The sequence below is a fragment of the Streptomyces sp. NPDC127119 genome (assembly GCF_042677425.1).
GTDB lineage: Bacteria > Actinomycetota > Actinomycetes > Streptomycetales > Streptomycetaceae > Streptomyces.
The window spans coordinates 32,944-52,898 of record NZ_JBHXTO010000004.1; the positions used below are offsets into that span (position 1 = coordinate 32,944).

Consider the following 19,955-nt stretch of genomic DNA (forward strand, 5'->3'; position numbering starts at 1 on the left):
ATCATCGCAAGAACGAGAGGGGCCCACTGTTCACCGCGCCCATTGTGACGCTAGCGTGGAAGCACCTTTGCACACGCGGGAGCTCGGAGCACCGGGCTGAGAGGGCGCTGACCTCCGTATCCGCGATGTTTCACGTGGAACATCGCCGGACGGGAAACGCTGCGTCGACCGCCGAACCTGTTACCGGGTAATGCCGGCGTAGGGAGTAGGTCTCATGACCAACAAGGACGTACGCACGCCTGCCTCCAGCCAGACGGGCGGGGCGCACGCCCCGGTCGACGGCACCGAGGTGTCCGCAGCGGCCGAGAACGGCGGCGCAGCCGCTTCGCCCGGGAACGGCGAAGCCGGGAAGTCCGAAACCGCGAAGTCCATCGGCTGGCACAAGGCGTATGTCGCGGGCTCGCGCCCCGATCTGCGGGTGCCGGTCCGTCAGGTGCATCTCACCAACGGCGAGTCGGTCACCCTGTACGACACCTCCGGCCCGTACACCGATCCGGTCGTCGACACCGATGTGCGCAGGGGTCTGACGCCCCTGCGCGACAACTGGATCATCGCCCGTGGCGACACCGAGGAGTACGCGGGCCGTCCCGTGAGCCCCGAGGACGACGGGATCAAGCACACCTCGCCGCGCGGCGGACTGCGCAACCTCGACGCGGTCTTCCCGGGGCGTCCGCGGCTGCCCCGCCGGAGCCGTGACGGGCAGGCGGTGACCCAACTCGTCTACGCGCGGCGGGGCGAGATCACACCGGAGATGGAGTACGTGGCCATCCGGGAGAACGTCGACCCCGAGGTCGTCCGTGAGGAGATCGCGGCGGGCCGGGCCGTGCTGCCGGCCAACGTCAACCACCCCGAGATCGAACCGATGATCATCGGCAAGCGGTTCCTGGTGAAGGTCAACGCCAACATCGGCAACTCCGCGGTCACCTCCTCCATCGAGGAGGAGGTCGACAAGATGACCTGGGCGACGCGGTGGGGCGCCGACACGGTGATGGACCTGTCGACCGGCCGCAACATCCACACCACCCGCGAGTGGGTGCTGCGCAACTCCCCCGTCCCCATCGGCACGGTCCCCCTCTACCAGGCGCTGGAGAAGGTCGACGGACGCGCCGAGGAACTCACCTGGGAGATCTACAAGGACACGGTCATCGAGCAGGCCGAACAGGGCGTGGACTACATGACCGTCCATGCGGGTGTGCGGCTGCCGTACGTCCCGCTGACCGCGAACCGCAAGACCGGCATCGTCTCGCGCGGCGGCTCGATCATGGCGGCGTGGTGCCTGGCGCACCACAAGGAGTCGTTCCTGTACGAGCACTTCGAGGAGCTCTGCGAGATCCTCGCCGCGTACGACGTCACGTACTCGCTCGGCGACGGGCTGCGGCCTGGGTCGATCGCGGACGCCAACGACGCCGCGCAGTTCGCGGAGTTGCGGACCCTGGGAGAGCTCAACAAGGTCGCGAAGCGTTTCCACGTGCAGACCATGATCGAGGGCCCGGGACATGTCCCGATGCACAAGATCAAGGAGAACATCGACCTTCAGCAGGAGATCTGCGAGGAGGCGCCGTTCTACACGCTCGGCCCGCTGACGACCGACATCGCGCCTGCGTACGACCACATCACCTCCGGCATCGGTGCCGCGATGATCGCCTGGTGGGGCACGGCGATGCTCTGCTACGTCACGCCCAAGGAGCACCTGGGCCTGCCCAACCGTGACGACGTCAAGACGGGCGTCATCACCTACAAGATCGCGGCCCACGCGGCGGACCTCGCCAAGGGGCATCCGGGCGCCCAGGGGTGGGACGACGCGTTGTCGGACGCCCGCTTCGAGTTCCGCTGGGAGGACCAGTTCAACCTGGCCCTGGATCCCGACACCGCCCGGGAGTTCCACGACGAGACGCTGCCGGCCGAACCGGCCAAGACGGCGCACTTCTGCTCCATGTGCGGGCCGAAATTCTGCTCGATGAAGATCAGCCACAGCATCAACGAGCAGTTCGGCGGTACGGCGGACGCGGGGGCCACACCCGAAGAGGTCGCCGACGGGATGCTCCAGAAGTCCAAGGAGTTCGCCGCCGCGGGCAACCGGGTCTATCTGCCCATGGCTGCAAGCGAATAGGGTTCCTTCACCTTTGGCCGACCGAACGGTCGTGGTGCTGCGATGCCGAGGTCCTGGACGATCATTTCCAGGACCTCGGTGATCCGGGCCGTCCGACACGCGGGTGGGGCCGGTGGTGAAAGAGGTGCGCTATTGCTTTTCGAGCCACCAGATCAGCAGGGAGACTGCGCCGGCCCCAAGAGCCGTGCAAGCTCCCTTGAATGCGTTGGCGCCCGCGGAGCGCGCCCATTGCTTCCAGTTCGTTGAGCTGGTCTTGTGTGGTGAGTAGCCCTCCGGGATGGAGTCTGTAGACTCCATGGCAGAGCTCCTTTCGGTTTCGTAGACGGGGGTGCTTGGCGCAAGGGAGTCCGCGACCTGAAGCTTGCCGGCCGGGTCGCAGGGCTCCCTTTTGCTGTGTTCATTCAGAATAATCTTGGTTTCTTTTCGGCCAGCCGTTTGCGCAGCCCGGCTGACATTTTATTATGTTTACGAGCCATATACCTCCATTTATCAGCATGACCTGGGCGCCCACGTGCGTCTTGGCAGTGCTGATGGCGGCGCCCATACTGATTTGGATGCCGAATTGTCTTGGCGTCGCCACTTTCGTAGGCGAAGGCGTGGGGGATGCATGGGACTCGATGGTGCTCAGGTGCGGTGGCGAAAGAGTTCGGCCAGTGGCTCATCGGAATGCGTTGAAGTGGCCTTCATCGGAGATGTAGCGGTACGTGATTCGCGACACCCCGATGGGGCCGTACTCGAAGTCACCGCATATGCCTGGGTCTCTTTTCTCGTTGGGCTGAACGGTGCTCAGGGAATCCTGAACAGCGGGTCGTAATACACCGGGGTCTATCTGGAAGCAGAGTTCGAACTGTTGCCAGGTTCCTCGTAACGGGCTCCCCAATGTGCCGTTATCCCTGGTCGAACAGGAACTCCCGCGAAACCTCGTTGGCAACCTCCCTCTCAACTTCCCAGAAGTCGTCCAGGTAGTCGGTCGGCCGGTGCTGGGACGTACGGCCGAGAGCTTTCTCGCTGAAGATCACGTCGCCGTTCGAGTTCTCCAGGTAAGCGACCATTTCATCCTCATCCTCAGGGAATTGGAAGAGGATGTAGGTGGTGCGGAACTGTCGGTAGATTCCGGCGCTGAACGGAGCGATAAGAACTGTTACATTCGGCATTTCGTTGACTGCCAGCAACTTTTCGTACTGTCGCTTCATGGTCTCCTGTGAGCCCACAGTTCTCCTGATCACCGATTCGTCCATAATGAAAAACATTTCGGGACCATCGGAATGGACGAGTCGATCCTGCCGCTCAAGGCGTAGTTGCAGCAGTTGCTCTGTCCGCTCGGCGCCAGTGTTGAGGCGTGTGAGGATCTCTCGGGCATATTCCTCGGTCTGCAGCAGTCCTGGTACCAGATCCGGCTGAAAACTTCTGAGGATTGACGCGGAACTTTCGTATCCGAGATACGTTTCGAATTCCTGAGTCACCCAGGTACGGAAGGGTGACCACCACGGAGGCCGACGAGCTTCGCGTGCCATCCCGGTCAGCGCCGTGATCTGTGCCTGGTCGGTGATCCCGTAGTGCTCCGCGAGCACCCGTACGTCCGTGACCGACACGCCGACGGTGCCGGCCTCGATGCGAATCACCTTTGAGGGTGACCAGTCCAGCTGCTCGGCCACCTCACGCTGCTTCAGCCCCGCGCTCTCCCTCGCCTTCTTGAGGCGGTCGCGCAGTCGTGCACGCTGGAATCCGGGCTCTTCCTGTGGCACCGAGGTCTCCGTCCTGACGCAGATGGCGTTGTCCGTCAGTAGGCTAGTGGCCTCACGGCGGCCAGGCATACCGCTTACGGCTGCTCGGCGGATGGTGAGGACACTGTCTGCTGTCGACCTGAACGCCAGTCTTCGGTCAGCCGTATGTCTCAGCGTGCGCTGGCTCAACGCTGCCAGCCTGCCTGCCCGGGTGCGAACTGCGTACTGCTTGATTGCCACATGGCATATAGCATCCTGTGCACGCACGGATAAAACAAGCCCACCTGCGAATCTGTGCAGAAGAGTCACTCAACGGGGCTCGATTTACGGGGGAGCGCTTTTCTCACCCGTGTGACGATGAATGGCTCAGGGGTCGTGAGAGCCGTATATGGCGACATAATCGAGGGGAACGTAAAAAAGAAAAGATCGACGACGGATTCCCGTCGTCGATCATTCTTGCCGAAGCTTTCCGGCGCTTGCCGACGCACGCGCCGTCCGCAGTCCGGCCCCTACTCCGGAGCGTGTTCCGGGCCCCCGAAGTCCGGGCTGCTGAAGTCCGGGCTCGAGTAGCTGGGGCGGGGGCCCGCACCGGCACCCCCGTCGGGGCTGCTGAAGCCCGGGCGGTTGTAGCCGAGCTGCGGCATCCGGCTGACCGGTTCCGTCGGCTTCATCCGGCCGAGGGCCGCTGTGCCCGGGTCGGCGAGAGCCTCCCTGAGGAACGGCATGAGGCCGCGCTCCAGGAGCGCTTCGTGCCAGGCTTCCCTGGCCAGAGCGACCTCCTCGTTCCGTTCGCCGTGCACCCCGGCCTGGAGCGAACTGGCGCCGTTGCGCAGGGCGGCGAGCAGCAGGCCGACCGCGGCGACCAGGATCGAGACGGCCGTGATGGCGCCGAAGACCCAGCCGGTGGTGAGGAGGGTCCGTGCGATGCCCGGCTCGGGGTCGAGCATCTTCAGGATGTAGCCGACGAGCAGGAAGATCGCCGCGGCGGTGCCGGCGAGGACCGGGGCGAGCACGGCGACGACCGCGGCGGCACCGGCCCCCGCGGTCTCGGCGACTTCCCCCATGGCGGTGGCGAGCCCCACCGCGCTCGTGCCCGGATCCGAGGTGCTGCCGGATCCTTCGCGGACGTGGGGGGTGGACGGCGCCGGCTGGCGCAGTTCCTCGCGGACCTTCACATAGTGCTGGTACTCGCTCGACGCGGCCGCCGTGATGAGTGCGGTGGCGTTGAGTGCCATCGTGCGCAGTTGCTCGGGGTTGAGCCGCTGACCCACGGCGGCGAGTTCCGGACGGTGTGGTGCGGAGCGCAGCGCCTCGTCGAGGATCCGCTCGTACTCTTGGCGGTCCTCGCTCAGCAGGTGCTGCGGAACGCTGTTCATGTGCATCCCCCGATGCTCCGTAGGGCTGGGTGGCTCGGCATGCTGACGAGCCGTCGGGCAGAAACGGAGGGGAGCCTGCTACGGATAAGCCGATGGTAGAGCGATGACGGCACAGGGTGACAGGGGGTTTCCAGAATTTGCCCCCGGACCGCACGCGTCCTCCATCACAGGACGTGTGCCCCGTGAACGCTCAGCTGTCCAGCGGAAGCTGCTGGACCAGCAGTTTTCCTGCCATGGTCACGCCGCCGTCCATCGCGATCGCGAGCTTGTCGGCGTACACATGAGGTTCTTCGACCGCGAGGGGCGGCGAATTGTCCCCGTCCTCCGAGCCGACCTCGCCCCGTAGGTACGGAATGGGGCTGTGACCATGGACGATGCGTGATCCGCCGTAGGTCTCCAGCAGGGAGCGGACCGCCTGCGCACCGCCGTCGTCGCGGAACGCGAAGCGCTTGGTGAACTTGCGGAACAGGTCCCAGCACTCGTCCGCGTCATTGCGGGTGAGGGTTTCGCGAATGGTGTCGTTGACCGCTTCGATGGAGTCGCCGTAGTCGAGATAGGCGGTCGTGTCGGAGTGCACGAGCAGATGCCCGTCCGCCAGTTCCATCGCGTCCAGGCGGGCCATCCACTGCAGATGATGGTCCTGGAGACGCTCCATGTCGGTCTTCTGGCCGCCGTTGAGCAGCCAGGCGGCCTGGAAGGTGGCGGTTCCCGCGCCCGAGTTGACGGGGGTGTCCCCGAACCGCCTGGCGCCCAGGAGCAGCAGCTCGTGGTTGCCCATCAGCGCCTTGCAGTAGCCGCCGACCGCGGCGGCCTCGGCGGACAGCCGCATGACGAGGTCGATGACGCCGATCCCGTCGGGCCCGCGGTCGGTGAAGTCACCGAGGAACCACAGCCGGGAGGTCCCGGCCGCCCAGCGGCCTTCGAGGTCGATGAGGCCCTTCTCGTGCAGCGCGGAGACGAGTTCGTCGAGGTAGCCGTGCACGTCACCGACGACGTACAGCGGACCAGGACCCTCCTCGGGCTGCGGGATCTGCCCGGCCTCGGGGTCGACCGGCACCTGAACCGTGTCACCGCGGTTGATGACCGGCAGATCGCGCTCCGTCGGCGTGTAGCCCTCAGGCTCGGCGGCGGGGACGCTGGCCGCACCGTGCGGCGGCCCGTCCGGGTAGGAACCGGATCGGACGTACGGCTCCGGGGGCCCGGTGTACGGGTCGGCGGCCTGGTCGTACGGCTCGGCGGAGCGGTCGTACGGTTCGGCCGGCCGGTCGTACTGCCCGGGCGGTGCCGGGTGCGGTCCGGGCGGCTGCGCGTACGGACCGGCTTCGTGGACGTACGCCGGTACGCGGAAGTCGCGCACCGTGGGCGTCCGCACCGTCGGCGTCCGCATCTCGGGTCCCTGACCGGCCCCCTGAGTCATCGACCCCTCCACCACCATCGCGCCGCATCTGCACCGCGTCGGACTGCCTGGTCGCAGCGGCCCGCGGTGTCGTGCGCCCATCATAGGAATGCGGATCGCGCCATGTGATGACCCAGGGGTGGTGAATCGGAGCAGAACCCCAGTTCACCGTGGTTTTCTCCCGAATTGAGAGGGCCTTTCCGCGTCGGAGGTCACCCCTGCTCCGGAGACCTCGGCGGACTGACGGTCGTCCGTGGCGGCCGTCGCTCGGAAGAGGTGCGCACGATCAGCTCCGTCGGTATCACCTGCTCGACCGGTTGGTCCGATTCGACCCCCTCGATGGCGTCGATGAGGAGCTGGACCACAGCCGTACCGATTCGTCTCGGTTTGAGCGAGAGTGTCGTGACGGGCGGTTCGGTGTTGGCGTAGACGGTGGACTCGCTGCAGCACACGAGAAGCAGGTCGTCCGGTACGCGCAGGCCGTAGCGCCGCGCCGCCGCGAGGAGGTCGGTGCCGTTCGGGTCGAACAGCCCGTAGACGGCGTCGGGACGGTCGGGCCGGGCGAGCAGCCGGTCGGCGGCCACCGCCCCCGCGCACGGATCGTGCGCGGGATAGGCCTCGTACACGGGATCCTGGCCCACGCGCTCGCACCAGCGCAGGTACGCGGTCGTCGACAGGTGTGTGTACGTGTCCGTGGTCGTCCCGGTCAGCAGGCCGATCCTGCGGGCTCCGGCGGCGGCCAGGTGGTCGAGGATGCCCAGGACCGCGGCCTCGTGGTCGTTGTCCACCCAGGCGGTCACCGGCAGGGAGCCGGCCGGGCGGCCGTCCGAGACCACCGGTAATCCCTGGCGGACGAGTTCGCTGACGACCGGGTCCTGGTCGGAGGGGTCGATGACGACCGTCCCGTCCAGGGCCACGTTCGACCACACGTCGTGGCGCGAGGTCGCCGGGAGGATGACCAGGGCGTAGCCCCGGGCGAGCGCGGCCGAGGTGGCGGCTCTGGCCATCTCCGCGAAGTACGCGAACTCCGTGAAGGTGAAAGGTTCGTCCCCGTAGGTCGTCACGGTCAGGCCGATGAGGCCCGACTTGCCGGTACGGAGGGTTCGGGCCGCCGCGGAGGGCCGGTAGCCCAGCCGATCGGCGACCTCGCGGACATGGCGTCTGGTGGCGTCCGGGAGCCGTCCCTTGCCGTTGAGGGCGTCGGAGACCGTCGTGATGGAGACTCCGGCGGCCGCGGCCACGTCTCTGATGCCCGCCCGGCCCGGCCGGTTTCCTCGACGCGAGGTATCCGACCGGCTCACCTGGTGCTTCCCTGCTGCTGTCATGGCGAGCCGATAGTAGGGCTCATGCGGTGGGGTAGTGCGGACGCATATGCACTCGTTGACAGGCACGTTTCTGCATGGTCATTAATACTTAACTCCCTTGGAAAGCAAGGGAGTTGACCGATTCAATGGCAGTACGTCACTTGTCGACGCGCATGAGCCTGCCAAAGAGGCCATGTCTCGAAGAGGTCTCAACTCACCTTCACGGGGGATGCGCGCCACGGCGCGAGCCACCGGCGCGTGCTGTGACGGGCAGCGCGCCCCCTCTTTCGTACGCCTTCGTGCGGTGATGCCCGGGAGTGCGCACGCGGATCTTCGGTGCCGGCCGGGAGGTCGGTCCCGGGCCGTACTCAGCGGCTCCGAATCCTCTTAAGGTGAGCAGTATTGGTAGCCGGTGGTGGTGATGAGCCGGAGACGGTCACAAGGAGGACTGCGGTGAGCGAGACGAGCCCGAAGCTGCGAGCCGAGCTGGAGGGTATCCCCACGTACAAGCCGGGCAGGCCCGCGGCCGCGGACGGTCCGGTGGCGTACAAGCTGTCCTCCAACGAGAACCCCTATCCGCCGCTGCCGGGCGTGCTGGAGAGCGTGACCGCGGCGGCCGGGGCCTTCAACCGCTACCCCGACATGGCGTGCACGGGGCTGATGAACGAGCTGGCGGACCGGTTCGGGGTGCCGCTGACGCATCTGGCGACCGGCACCGGCTCGGTCGGCGTCGCCCAGCAGCTGGTGCAGGCGACCTCAGGACCGGGCGACGAGGTGATCTACGCCTGGCGGTCCTTCGAGGCGTACCCGATCGTCACCCGTGTCAGCGGCGCGACACCGGTCCAGGTGCCGCTGACGCCGGGGGACGTCCACGACCTCGACGCGATGGCGGACGCGATCACCGACCGGACCCGGCTGATTTTCGTCTGCAACCCCAACAACCCCACCGGCACGGTGGTGCGCCGGGCCGAGCTGGAACGATTCCTCGACCGGGTGCCGGGCGACGTCCTGGTGGTTCTCGACGAGGCGTACCGCGAGTTCATGCGCGATGCCGAGGTGCCGGACGGCGGGGAGCTGTACCGGGAGCGGCCGAACGTGTGCGTGCTGCGTACGTTCTCCAAGGCGTACGGTCTCGCCGGGCTGCGGGTCGGCTTCGCGATCGCTCATGAGCCGGTGGCGGCGGCGCTGCGCAAGACGGCCGTGCCCTTCGGCGTGAGCCAGCTCGCGCAGGACGCGGCGGTCGCCTCGCTGCGTGCCGAGGACGAGCTGCTCGGGCGGGTCGGTTCGCTGGTCTCCGAGCGCACGCGGGTGGTCGAGACGCTGCGCGGCCAGGGCTGGACGGTGCCGGACACCCAGGCGAACTTCGTGTGGCTGCGGCTCGGCGAGCGCACGGTCGACTTCGCCGCCGTGTGCGAGCAGGCCGGGGTCGTCGTGCGGCCGTTCGCGGGCGAGGGTGTCCGGGTGACGGTGGGCGAGACCGAGGGCAACGACATCTTCCTGAAGACGGCGGAGAGCTTCCGCAAGGAGATCTAGCCGAACCGCCGGAAGAGGCTCCGGCAGAGGCTGTCGACCAAGGCCCTGGCACCCCGCGCTCGCGGGGTGCCAGGGCCTTGTGGCGTTCGTCTCGTTCCTTGCCCTCGCGCGGCTCCGACCTGGCGTTTCGTACCAGACGCGCCGGGGCCCGCAGCAAGGCACCCCCACCTGTCACCGCTCGAACAAGCATGGGTCATAATTGCTTGTGAATGTGAACGCGTTCACAAGCGCGTCCCATTTGCTCCCTGGATGTCTGGGGCAAGCGGGACAAACTGCCGCGGTTACCACGGCGACGTAAGGAGTTGACGACGTGGAATTGGCTTTGGCGCCGGAGACGATAGCGCGATGGCAGTTCGGCATCACCACCGTCTACCACTTCCTCTTCGTCCCGCTCACGATCTCGCTCGCCGCGCTCACCGCGGGCCTGCAGACCGCCTGGGTGCGCACGGAGAAGGAGAAGTACCTCAGAGCCACCAAGTTCTGGGGCAAGCTCTTCCTGATCAACATCGCGATGGGTGTCGTCACGGGCATCGTGCAGGAGTTCCAGTTCGGTATGAACTGGTCCGACTACTCACGCTTCGTCGGTGACGTCTTCGGCGCACCGCTCGCCTTCGAGGCCCTGATCGCCTTCTTCTTCGAGTCCACGTTCATCGGGCTCTGGATCTTCGGCTGGGACAAGCTGCCGAAGAAGATCCACCTGGCGTGCATCTGGATGGTCTCGATCGGCACGCTGCTCTCCGCGTACTTCATCCTCGCGGCCAACTCCTGGATGCAGCACCCGGTCGGCTACCGCATCAACGAGAAGAAGGGCCGCGCCGAACTCACCGACTTCTGGCTGGTCCTGACCCAGAACACCGCGCTCAACCAGGTGTTCCACAGCTTCTCGGCTGCCTTCCTGACGGGCGGCGCCTTCATGGTGGGCATCGCCGCGTTCCACCTGATGCGCAAGAAGCACATCCCGGTGATGCGGACCTCGCTCCGGCTCGGCCTGGTCACCATGGCCGTCGGCGGCCTCCTCACCGCGATCAGCGGAGACACCCTCGGCAAGGTCATGTACGAGCAGCAGCCCATGAAGATGGCCGCCGCCGAGGCCCTGTGGGACGGCGAGGAACCCGCACCCTTCTCCGTGTTCGCCTACGGGGACGTCGACAAGGGACACAACTCGGTGGCCCTGGAGATCCCCGGGCTCCTGTCCTTCCTCGCCCACAGCGACTTCGACTCGTACGTGCCCGGCATCAACGACACCAACAAGGCGGAGCAGGAGAAGTTCGGCCCCGGCGACTACAAGCCCATCGTCCCCGTCGCCTACTGGGGCTTCCGCTGGATGATCGGCTTCGGCATGGCGTCCTTCTCCCTGGGTCTGCTGGGGCTGTGGCTGACCCGGAAGAGGTTCCTGCTGCCGGCCGCCCGGCGGACGGGCGAGGACGAGGTACCGCATCTGGTGCTGCTGAGGAAGCCGCTCGGGTCCAGACTCACCCGGCTGTACTGGCTCCTGGCGGTCTGGACGATGGCCTTCCCGCTGATCGCCAACTCGTGGGGCTGGATCTTCACCGAGATGGGCCGCCAGCCCTGGGTCGTCTACGGCGTCATGCAGACCCGGGACGCGGTCTCCCCTGGTGTGTCGCAGACCGAGATGATCATTTCGCTGGCCGTCCTGACGACGATCTACGCGATCCTCGCCGTCATCGAGGTGAAGCTGCTCGCGAAGTACATCAAGGCCGGACCGCCCGAGCTCACCGAGGCCGACCTCAACCCGCCCACGAAGATCGGCGGCGACCCCCGGGACGCCGACAAGCCGATGGCCTTCTCGTACTAGGCCCAGGGAGCTGCTGAGTCATGGAACTTCACGACATCTGGTTCGTCCTCATCGCCGTCCTGTGGATCGGCTACTTCTTCCTGGAGGGCTTCGACTTCGGGATCGGCGTCCTCACCAAGCTGCTCGCCCGCGACCGGGCCGAGAAGCGGGTACTGATCAACACCATCGGCCCGGTCTGGGACGGCAACGAGGTGTGGCTGCTCTCGGCGGGAGGCGCGACCTTCGCCGCCTTCCCCGAGTGGTACGCCACGCTCTTCTCCGGCTTCTATCTGCCCCTGCTGCTCATCCTCGTCTGCCTGATCCTGCGCGGAGTCGCCTTCGAGTACCGGGCCAAGCGGCCCGAGGAGCAGTGGCAGCGCAACTGGGAGAACGCGATCTTCTGGACCTCGCTGCTCCCGGCGTTCCTGTGGGGTGTGGCCTTCGGCAACATCGTCCGGGGCGTGAAGATCGACCAGAACTTCGAGTACGTGGGCAGCCTCGGGGACCTGCTCAACCCGTACGCCGTCCTGGGCGGGCTGGTGACGCTGACGCTGTTCACCTTCCATGGAGCGGTGTTCGCGGCGCTCAAGACCCTCGGTGACATCCGGGAACGGGCGCGGAAACTGGCGCTGCGGCTCGGAGTGGTGACAGCCGTGCTCGCGCTGGTCTTCCTGCTCTGGACCCAGGTCGAGAACGGCGACGGCAAGAGTCTGGTCGCGCTGGTCGTGGCGGTGGTCGCGCTGGTCGCGGCGATCGGGGCGAACCAGGCGGGGCGTGAGGGCTGGGCCTTCGGACTGTCGGGCCTCACCATCGTCGCCGCGGTCACGATGCTGTTCCTGACGCTCTTCCCGAACGTCATGCCGTCCTCGCTGAACGACGAGTGGAGCCTCACGGTCACCAACGCCTCGTCGAGCCCGTACACGTTGAAGATCATGACGTGGTGTGCGGTGATCGCGACCCCGGTGGTCATGCTCTACCAGGGCTGGACGTACTGGGTGTTCCGCAAGCGGATCGGTACCCAGCACATCGCCGACGCCGTGCACTGAGGCCCAAGAATCCGGGGGCATGTTTCACGTGAAACATGCCTCATGAGAAGAAGGTGTGTTTCACGTGAAACACACCGGCTTGACCCAAGGGTGTGTTTCACGTGAAACCGATCGACCCACGACTTCTTCGATATGCCCGCGCCACCCGTCTCTTCCTGATGGCGGTCGTGGGACTGGGAGTTGTGGGAGCGGGACTGGTCGTCGCGCAGGCCATGCTCATCGCCGAAGTGGTGGTCGGCGCGTTCCACCACGGACTGTCGACGGCCGAACTCCGCACGCCGCTGCTGCTGTTGGCGGCCGTCGCGGTCGGTCGCGCGCTCATCTCCTGGCTCACCGAACTCGCGGCGCACCGGGCGAGCGCGGCGGTCAAGTCGGAGCTGCGCGGGCGGTTGCTGGAACGGGCCGGCGCGCTCGGTCCGGAGTGGTTGAGCGGGCAGCGGACAGGCTCACTGATCGCGCTCGCCACCCGAGGCGTGGACGCCCTCGACGACTACTTCTCGCGCTATCTGCCGCAGTTGGGGCTCGCGGTGGTCGTACCCGTCGCCGTACTCGCGCGGATCGTCACCGAGGACTGGGTGTCGGCGGCGATCATCGTCGGCACGCTGCCGCTCATCCCGATCTTCATGATGCTCATCGGCTGGGTCACACAGTCCCAGATGGACCGGCAGTGGCACCTGCTGTCCCGGCTCTCGGGGCACTTCCTGGACGTCGTCGCGGGTCTGCCCACGCTCAAGGTCTTCGGGCGGGCCAAGGCGCAGGCCGAGTCCATCCGGCGGATCACCGGGGAGTACCGGCAGGCGACCATGCGGACCCTGCGGATCGCCTTCATCTCGTCCTTCGCGCTGGAGTTGCTCGCCACGATCTCGGTCGCCCTGGTCGCGGTGACCATCGGCATGCGGCTCGTCCACGGCGAGATGGCGCTGTACGACGGACTGGTCGTGCTGATCCTCGCCCCCGAGGCCTATCTGCCGCTGCGCCAGGTCGGGGCGCAGTATCACGCGGCGGCGGAGGGGCTGTCGGCCGCCGAGGAGATCTTCTCCGTCCTGGAGACGCCTGTGCGGGAGCCCGGGACCGGAGTCGCGCCCGCCTCCGGCGAGCTGCGCTTCGACGGTGTCACGGTCCGCTACCCCGGGCGGTCGTCCGACGCGGTGTCCGACGTGTCCTTCGCGGTCCGGCCCGGCGAGACGGTGGCGCTCGTCGGCCCCAGCGGCGTCGGCAAGACGACTCTTCTGAACGTGCTGCTGGGGTTCGTCCGGCCCACGGAGGGGCGGGTCGAGGTCGGGGGAGTCGATCTGACGGACGCCGACCCGGAGCAGTGGCGTTCGCATGTCGCCTGGGTGCCGCAGCGGCCCCATCTGTTCGCCGGGTCCGTCGCCGAGAACGTACGGCTGGCGCGGCCGGACGCGGACGACTCCGCGGTGCGGGAGGCGCTGGCCGACGCGGGGGCCCTGGACTTCGTGGACGCGCTCCCCGACGGACTGCGCACGCTCCTGGGTGAGGACGGTGCCGGGCTGTCCGCCGGGCAGCGTCAACGGCTCGCCCTGGCGCGGGCGTTCCTCGCGGACCGGCCCGTGCTGCTGCTCGACGAGCCGACGGCCTCGCTGGACGGGGCGACCGAGGCCGAGGTCGTGGAGGCGGTCCGGCGCCTCGCCGTCGGACGGACCGTCCTGCTGGTCGTCCACCGGCCGGCCCTGCTGGGCGTGGCCGACCGCGTGGTGCGCCTGGAACCGGCGGCCTCATCGGACCGAGCCGCCGCGGACCCCGGCGGTACGCGGCCGGACCGCTCCGACGTGGTGGCGCCGGCGCCCGCGGCGGGCGAGGACAAGACGGACGCGCCCCCGGAGAGGCGCGGTGACGTGCTCGCGCGCGTACGTGCCATGGCCGGGCCGCGCCGGGGGCGGCTCGCGCTGGCCCTCCTGCTCGGCAGCCTCGCGCTCGGAAGTGCCGTCGGCCTCATGGCCACCTCGGGCTGGCTGATCTCCAGGGCCTCGCAGCAGCCGCCCGTGCTGTATCTGATGGTCGCCGTGACGGCCACGCGGGCCTTCGGGATCGGGCGGGCCGTCTTCCGGTACGCCGAGCGGCTGGTGTCGCACGAGGCGGTGCTGCGGATGCTCGCCGACACCAGGGTCGCCGTGTACCGGCGCCTCGAACGGCTGGCCCCCGCGGGACTGCGGACCACCCGGCGCGGTGATCTGCTCTCGCGGCTCGTCAGCGATGTCGACGCGCTCCAGGACTACTGGCTGCGCTGGCTGCTGCCCGCCGCCGCGGCGGCCGTCGTGTCCGCCGGTTCGGTCGGGTTCACGGCCTGGCTGCTGCCCGAGGCGGGCGCGGTGCTCGCCGTCGGACTGCTGGCCGCGGGCGTGGGCGTTCCGCTGGTGACCGGCGCCGTCGCGCGCCGCGCCGAGCGCCGGCTGGCCCCGGCGCGCGGGGTACTGGCGACCAGGGTGGCCGATCTCTTCACCGGAACCGCCGAGTTGACCGTCGCGGGCGCGCTGCCCGCGCGTACCGCCGAGGCGCGGCGGGCCGACGCCGAACTCACTCGCATCACCTCGCGCGCCGCCACCGCCACCGCGCTCGGCGACGGACTGACCGCGCTGATCTCCGGCCTCACCGTCACCGCCGCCGCGTTCGTGGCCGCTCAGGCGGTCGTCGACGGACGCCTCAGCGGTGTGGCGACGGCCGTCGTCGTCCTCACGCCCCTGGCCGCCTTCGAGGCCGTCATGGGACTGCCGCTCGCCGCGCAGTACCGACAGCGGGTGCGCAAGAGCGCGGAGCGCGTGTACGAGGTCCTGGACGCGCCCGAGCCCGTACGGGAACCGGAGCGGCCGGTGAAGGCGCCCGAGTCGCCGTTCCCGGTCGTGGTGAAGGGCTTGGCCGCCCGGTACGAGGGACAGCGGCGGGACGCGGTCGCCGGGGTGGACGTGGTGCTCGGACAAGGCCGCCGCACCGCCGTCGTCGGGCCGTCCGGATCCGGCAAGACGACGCTGGCACAGGTGCTGCTGCGCTTCCTGGACCCGCGTGGCGGGACGTACACGCTGGGGGGCGTGGACGCGTCCGCCATGGACGGTGACGACGTGCGGCGACTGGTCGGGCTCTGTGCGCAGGACGCGCACCTGTTCGACAGCTCGGTGCGCGAGAACCTGCTGCTCGCACGGAAGGACGCGACGGACTCCGCGCTGCGGGACGTGCTGGGCCGGGTGAGGCTGCTCGACTGGGCCGACGGCCTGCCCGACGGGATCGACACGATGATCGGGGAGCACGGGGCCCGGTTGTCCGGGGGACAGCGGCAGCGGCTGGCGCTCGCGCGCGCGTTGCTCGCGGACTTCCCCGTGCTGGTGCTCGACGAGCCCGCCGAGCACCTGGACCTGGCCACCGCCGACGCCCTCACCGCCGATCTGCTGGCCGCGACCGAGGGACGTACGACGTTGATGATCACTCACCGGCTCGCGGGCCTCGAAGCGGTGGACGAGGTGATCGTCATGGCCGAGGGGCACGTGGTGCAGCGGGGCGCGTTCGACGAGCTGGTGCGGGCGGAGGGGCCGTTGCGGGAGATGGCCGAGCGGGAGAGCCGGACGGAGATGCCGGCCTTCGCGCGGTGACGGGACGGAGGTTCCGGCCTTCGCGCGGTGAACAGGAGGGAGATGCCGGGCCTCGCGCGGCGAGCGGAGCGCACGGGACCACGTGACAGGGTTCGACTTTCCCTGACAAATGGGACTAACTAGGCTCGGTGCATGTCAGTCGAGCCGGGCCCCGGTGGCGCCCCGAACCCAGACGACGTGCCGCGGCTGCTGGAAGCGATGCGGGCGGTCGGAAGCGGGCTGCAGCTGCGGTCCACGCTGGAACGGATCTGCGAGACCGCGGCGGAACTGGCGGACGCGCGGTACGCGGCGGTCGGGCTGACGGCGGAGTGCGGGGACGGCCTCACCGAGCACGCGGGCGAGGACACCGGCGGACAGTCGGTCCGGTGGATCGGGCGGCTGCCGGACGGATACGGGGAGACCGGGACGACCGGAGCGACCGACACGACCGGAGCGACCGGGGGGGCCTGTCGTTCGCCCGAAGCCGGCTTCCTGGCCGTGCCCGTCCGCGTACAGGGCGAGAGCCTCGGCACCTTCTACCTCGCCGAGAAGCGCGACGGGGGCCCGTTCGGTGAGCACGACCTCGACATGGTGCGCGTACTGGCGCGCGAGGCGGGCATCGCGGTGGGGAACGCGCGTCTGTACGGGGCAGCCAAGCGGCGTGAGCGCTGGATCGACGGATCGGTGGCCGTCACCACCGCGCTGCTCTCCGGCGGAGACGCCGACGAAGCCCTCCAGGTGGTCGCCGAACAGGCCCGCCGGCTCTCCGACTCGATGGCCGGGCTCGTCCTCCTGCCCGCGGCGGCGGGCGGACTGGAGATCGTCGCCGTCGCCTCCGAGCACCCGTCGAGGGCACTGGGCCTCGTCGTGCCGCCCGAGAACGAGGTGGCGGGCCAGATCCTCGCGGGGAACGCCGTGTTCGTCGAGGACGCGGCCTCGGACCCGCGGATGCTCTCCGACCTCTCCCGGGGCTACGGACCGACGATGCTCCTTCCGCTCCGGAGCGGCGGCCGGGTCCTGGGGACCCTCGTCATGGCCCGCGCGGCGGACGCCCGCCCGTTCACGGATGCCGAACGCACCCTGGCGACGCAGTTCGCGTCCCAGGCCGCGCTCGCGCTGATGATGGCCGAGGCGCAGCGGGACCGGGAACAGCTCGCGGTCTACGAGGACCGTGACCGGATCGCCCGTGACCTGCACGATCTCGTCATCCAGCGGCTGTTCGCCACCGGGATGCTGCTGGAGAGCGCCCAGCGGCGGTCCGTGCTGCCCGAGGTGCGCAAAGGCGTCGGCAAGGCGGTCGACGAACTCGACGTCACCATCCAGGAGATCCGTACGGCCATCTTCGCGCTCCAGCAGGGACCCGCCGAGTTTCCGACCCGGCTGCGGACGCGTGTACTGCGGGAGATCAACATGGCCGCCGTACCGCTCGGCTTCAAGCCGTCACACCGCTTCGTCGGATCCGTGGACACGGCGGTCGGCGAACTCACGGCCAAGAACCTCGTCGCGGCCCTCCGCGAAGCCCTGTCCAACGCCTTCCGGCACGCGGGAGCGTCCCAAATCGACGTCACCGTGGATGCGACCGTACGGCTTCCGGACGAGCGGACCGGCGTACGGCTGACGGTGACGGACGACGGTGTCGGCATCCCCGAAGGGGGCCGGCGCAGCGGGCTGAAGAACCTGAAACGGCGCGCGGAGTCGCTGGGCGGGGACAGCTGGTACGGACCCGGGTCCGGGGAGGACGGCGGCGGCACGTCGGTGGTCTGGGAGGTGCCGTCCTGAATCCGGGCGGTGCGACGCGCCGAAGTGGCGTCGGCGAGACCCCTGTTCGGCCCAGCGCAGTGGTCCATCCGTGCCTGCCGCTCGCCCAGGTGTACGACTTGAACAGGACCGGAGCCGTCCCCGCGCGACACGATCCATGTCATGCGCTCACGCCGACGTCGCCGCCCCCCGCTCGTCACGGCGCTGTCGTGCGCGCTGGCCGTCCTGGCGGCGGGACCCACGGCGGCCACCGGGGACGCCGACGGTTCCGACGGCCGCGACGGTGCCGACAGCTCCGGCGGGGCCGGTGCCGAGGTCGTGCGGCTGTACGAGGAGGCGTCGCTGGCGACGCGGCGGTACGAGGCGGGGCGCCGAGAGGCCGATGAACAGCGGGGCCGGGCCGAGCGGCTGGAGCGGCTTCTCGACCGGGAGCGGCGGGACATCGCCGTGCTGCACGGGGACCTCGGCCGCATCGCACGTGCCCAGTACCGCACCGGCGGCGGGCTCCCGCACACCGCGCAGCTGCTGCTCGCGGACAGCCCCGAGGAGCTGATGCGCGGTCAGCGTGCGGTCTGGCGGGCGGATCTGGCGGTCGGCAACGCCGTCACCAAGAGCCGCCGGGCCGAGCGCAGGCTCGCGGCCGACGAGTCGAAGGCGGCCTCCGTACGGCAGGTGCTGGAGCGGCGCAACGACGAACTCGCCGGGATCAAGCGCGGCATCGAGCGGAAGCTGGCGGAGGCCCAGGGCACGCTCCAGGGGCAGGCGGACGCCTCGGCCGCCGCCGGTGCGTGCCGGGGCTCGGTCCGGCTCGACCAGCCGGACGAGGCCTTCACCCAGCCGTGGATCCCGCCGGTGGAGACGTACGGACTCTCCGCGGGGTTCGGCAGCGGCGGTGAACGCTGGGCGAGCCGGCACACCGGGCAGGACTTCGCGGTGGACATCGGCACGCCGGTGCGTTCGGTGGGCCGGGGGCGGGTGGTGAAGGTGTCGTGCGGCGGCCCGTTCGGCATGGAGGTCGTGGTGCGGCACGCGGGCGGCTACTACACGCAGTACGCCCATCTGGCGGCCGTCACCGTGGACCAGGGGGAGCGGGTGTCCACCGGGCAGTGGGTCGGCCAGTCGGGCACGACCGGCAACTCGACGGGCCCGCACCTGCACTTCGAGGTACGTCTGACCCCGCAGCCGGGCTCGGGAGTCGACCCGAGGGAGTGGCTGGCCGAGCGGGGAGTTCGGCTGTAGCTGTAGCTGTAGCTGTAGCTGTAGCTGTAGCTGTAGCTGTGGGGGTGAGGGCGGGAGCGGGCCGGCTGTGGGAGCGGGCCGACTGCCGACCCGTTCCTACCGGCGCTCCGCGAGTATCCGCTCGATCACGACGGCCACGCCGTCCTCGGTGTTGGCGGCCGTGCGTCCGGACGCCGCGGCGATCACGTCGGGGTGCGCGTTGCCCATCGCGTACGACGTGCCCGCCCAGGTGAGCATCTCCACGTCGTTCGGCATGTCACCGAAGGCGACGACCTCCTCGTGCGAGATGCCGCGCTCGGCGCAGCACAGCGCGAGGGTACTGGCCTTCGAGACGCCGGGGCCGCTGATCTCCAGCAGCGCGCTGGGGCTGGACCGGGTCACGTTCGCGCGCTCGCCGATGGCCAGCCGGGCGGTCATGAGGAAGTCGTCCGGGGCGATCTCGTGGTGGTAGGCGAGGATCTTGAGCACCGGCTCATCGGCACCCGGGGCGTCCGGCGCCAGAAGTTTCTCGGCGGGCGCGACGGTGTCGGGTGCTTCCAGGTGCAGCTTCGGGTACGCGGGCTCCTGGTAGAAGCCGTAGGTCTGCTCGATGGCGAAGAGGGTGCCGGGCGCGGCGTCGCGCAGCAGCCGTACGGCGTCGAGGGCGTTCTCCCGCGCCAGTTCCCGCACCTTGACGAAGCGGTGGGCGCCGGGGCCGCCGTGCAGATCGACCACGGCGGCGCCGTTTCCGCAGATGGCGAGGCCGTGGCCGTGGACGTGATCGCTCACGACGTCCATCCAGCGGGCCGGGCGCCCGGTCACGAAGAAGACCTCGATGCCGGCCGCCTCGGCGGCTGCCAGGGCGGCCACCGTGCGCGGTGAGACGGACTTGTCGTCGCCGAGCAGGGTGCCGTCGAGGTCCGTGGCGATCAGGCGGGGCGGGAGGGGGGAGGCCGGAATCCCGGGCCGTCGGGTCGCTGAGGTCACTCCGCCATTCTCCCGCATATGCGTGCACGGGCGTGCGGCGGTCCGCACATGTGAGTGACGTAACCCCTCACCTGCCCTTTTCCACACCGCAGGCCGTAAGCCGCAGACCGCGAGCGGCGGGGCGGGGGCG

Annotated in this window: 13 protein-coding genes and 1 riboswitch; of the genes, 8 read left to right on the plus strand and 5 right to left on the minus strand. The window is 69.0% G+C overall.

Translation table 11 applies throughout. The annotated features are described in order from the left end of the window. Nucleotides 1–65: 65 nt before the first annotated feature. A riboswitch (TPP riboswitch) is annotated at nucleotides 66–222 on the plus strand. Both thiC and ACFVH5_RS03170 read left to right on the plus strand, forming a co-directional pair. After that, entirely contained in the window at nucleotides 215–2,110 is a 1,896-nt protein-coding gene (thiC, locus tag ACFVH5_RS03165) for a phosphomethylpyrimidine synthase ThiC (RefSeq protein ID WP_385831619.1), read from the plus strand. (Overlaps the previous riboswitch by 8 nt.) A 607-nt stretch (nucleotides 2,111–2,717) precedes the next feature. Next, nucleotides 2,718–2,924, plus strand: a complete 207-nt coding sequence (locus ACFVH5_RS03170) for a DUF397 domain-containing protein (RefSeq protein WP_385831620.1) — start codon at nucleotides 2,718–2,720, stop codon at nucleotides 2,922–2,924. Between the two features lie 73 nt (nucleotides 2,925–2,997). Here ACFVH5_RS03170 and ACFVH5_RS03175 read toward each other — a convergent pair whose 3' ends face one another. The 4 genes from ACFVH5_RS03175 to ACFVH5_RS03190 form a co-directional block, all read right to left on the minus strand. Next, nucleotides 2,998–3,855 (minus strand): Scr1 family TA system antitoxin-like transcriptional regulator, encoded by an 858-nt coding sequence (locus tag ACFVH5_RS03175; RefSeq protein ID WP_385831622.1) that lies wholly within the window; start codon nucleotides 3,853–3,855, stop codon nucleotides 2,998–3,000. A 488-nt stretch (nucleotides 3,856–4,343) separates the two neighbouring features. Next, nucleotides 4,344–5,216: a hypothetical protein gene (locus ACFVH5_RS03180; RefSeq protein WP_385831624.1), complete on the minus strand. Its 873-nt coding sequence runs from the start codon at nucleotides 5,214–5,216 to the stop codon at nucleotides 4,344–4,346. A 184-nt stretch (nucleotides 5,217–5,400) separates the two neighbouring features. Further along, the gene (locus tag ACFVH5_RS03185) at nucleotides 5,401–6,627 is read right to left on the minus strand and encodes a metallophosphoesterase (protein WP_385831625.1); all 1,227 of its coding nucleotides are present in this window, start codon (nucleotides 6,625–6,627) and stop codon (nucleotides 5,401–5,403) included. Nucleotides 6,628–6,818: 191 nt separating this feature from the next. After that, nucleotides 6,819–7,931 (minus strand): LacI family DNA-binding transcriptional regulator, encoded by a 1,113-nt coding sequence (locus ACFVH5_RS03190; RefSeq protein WP_107020452.1) that lies wholly within the window; start codon nucleotides 7,929–7,931, stop codon nucleotides 6,819–6,821. Nucleotides 7,932–8,363: 432 nt separating this feature from the next. On the opposite strand from ACFVH5_RS03190, the gene hisC reads away from it, so the two are divergent. The 6 genes from hisC to ACFVH5_RS03220 all read left to right on the plus strand — a co-directional run bounded on the left by hisC (nucleotide 8,364) and on the right by ACFVH5_RS03220 (nucleotide 18,859). Beyond that, nucleotides 8,364–9,443, plus strand: a complete 1,080-nt coding sequence (gene hisC / locus ACFVH5_RS03195; RefSeq protein ID WP_385831627.1) for a histidinol-phosphate transaminase — start codon at nucleotides 8,364–8,366, stop codon at nucleotides 9,441–9,443. A 310-nt stretch (nucleotides 9,444–9,753) separates the two neighbouring features. After that, a complete protein-coding gene (locus tag ACFVH5_RS03200) occupies nucleotides 9,754–11,259 on the plus strand; it encodes a cytochrome ubiquinol oxidase subunit I (protein WP_384807768.1) in 1,506 nt (501 codons plus the stop codon). A gap of 20 nt (nucleotides 11,260–11,279) precedes the next feature. Beyond that, complete coding sequence (gene cydB / locus ACFVH5_RS03205) at nucleotides 11,280–12,284, plus strand: cytochrome d ubiquinol oxidase subunit II (protein WP_385831629.1); 1,005 nt, start codon at nucleotides 11,280–11,282, stop codon at nucleotides 12,282–12,284. 101 nt (nucleotides 12,285–12,385) lie between these two features. Continuing rightward, nucleotides 12,386–15,883 carry a thiol reductant ABC exporter subunit CydD gene (gene cydD, locus ACFVH5_RS03210; RefSeq protein ID WP_385831630.1) on the plus strand — a complete coding sequence of 1,166 codons (3,498 nt, stop codon included), beginning with the start codon at nucleotides 12,386–12,388 and terminating at the stop codon, nucleotides 15,881–15,883. Nucleotides 15,884–16,015: 132 nt separating this feature from the next. Continuing rightward, nucleotides 16,016–17,641 (plus strand): GAF domain-containing protein, encoded by a 1,626-nt coding sequence (locus tag ACFVH5_RS03215; RefSeq protein WP_385831632.1) that lies wholly within the window; start codon nucleotides 16,016–16,018, stop codon nucleotides 17,639–17,641. A gap of 141 nt (nucleotides 17,642–17,782) precedes the next feature. Further along, nucleotides 17,783–18,859: a peptidoglycan DD-metalloendopeptidase family protein gene (locus ACFVH5_RS03220; RefSeq protein ID WP_385831634.1), complete on the plus strand. Its 1,077-nt coding sequence runs from the start codon at nucleotides 17,783–17,785 to the stop codon at nucleotides 18,857–18,859. Between the two features lie 96 nt (nucleotides 18,860–18,955). Here the strand turns inward: ACFVH5_RS03220 and ACFVH5_RS03225 are convergent, their stop codons facing one another. After that, nucleotides 18,956–19,843 carry a Cof-type HAD-IIB family hydrolase gene (locus ACFVH5_RS03225; RefSeq protein WP_385831636.1) on the minus strand — a complete coding sequence of 296 codons (888 nt, stop codon included), beginning with the start codon at nucleotides 19,841–19,843 and terminating at the stop codon, nucleotides 18,956–18,958. Nucleotides 19,844–19,955 lie beyond the last annotated feature (112 nt).

Coding starts and splice junctions, on each gene's coding strand:
- thiC (WP_385831619.1), top strand. CDS start 215: ATGACCAACAAGGACGTACGCACGCCTGCCTCCAGCCAGACGGGCGGG.
- ACFVH5_RS03170 (WP_385831620.1), top strand. CDS start 2,718: ATGGGACTCGATGGTGCTCAGGTGCGGTGGCGAAAGAGTTCGGCCAGT.
- ACFVH5_RS03180 (WP_385831624.1), bottom strand. CDS start 5,216: ATGCACATGAACAGCGTTCCGCAGCACCTGCTGAGCGAGGACCGCCAA.
- ACFVH5_RS03185 (WP_385831625.1), bottom strand. CDS start 6,627: ATGACTCAGGGGGCCGGTCAGGGACCCGAGATGCGGACGCCGACGGTG.
- ACFVH5_RS03190 (WP_107020452.1), bottom strand. CDS start 7,931: ATGACAGCAGCAGGGAAGCACCAGGTGAGCCGGTCGGATACCTCGCGT.
- cydB (WP_385831629.1), top strand. CDS start 11,280: ATGGAACTTCACGACATCTGGTTCGTCCTCATCGCCGTCCTGTGGATC.
- ACFVH5_RS03215 (WP_385831632.1), top strand. CDS start 16,016: ATGTCAGTCGAGCCGGGCCCCGGTGGCGCCCCGAACCCAGACGACGTG.
- ACFVH5_RS03220 (WP_385831634.1), top strand. CDS start 17,783: ATGCGCTCACGCCGACGTCGCCGCCCCCCGCTCGTCACGGCGCTGTCG.
- ACFVH5_RS03225 (WP_385831636.1), bottom strand. CDS start 19,843: ATGCGGGAGAATGGCGGAGTGACCTCAGCGACCCGACGGCCCGGGATT.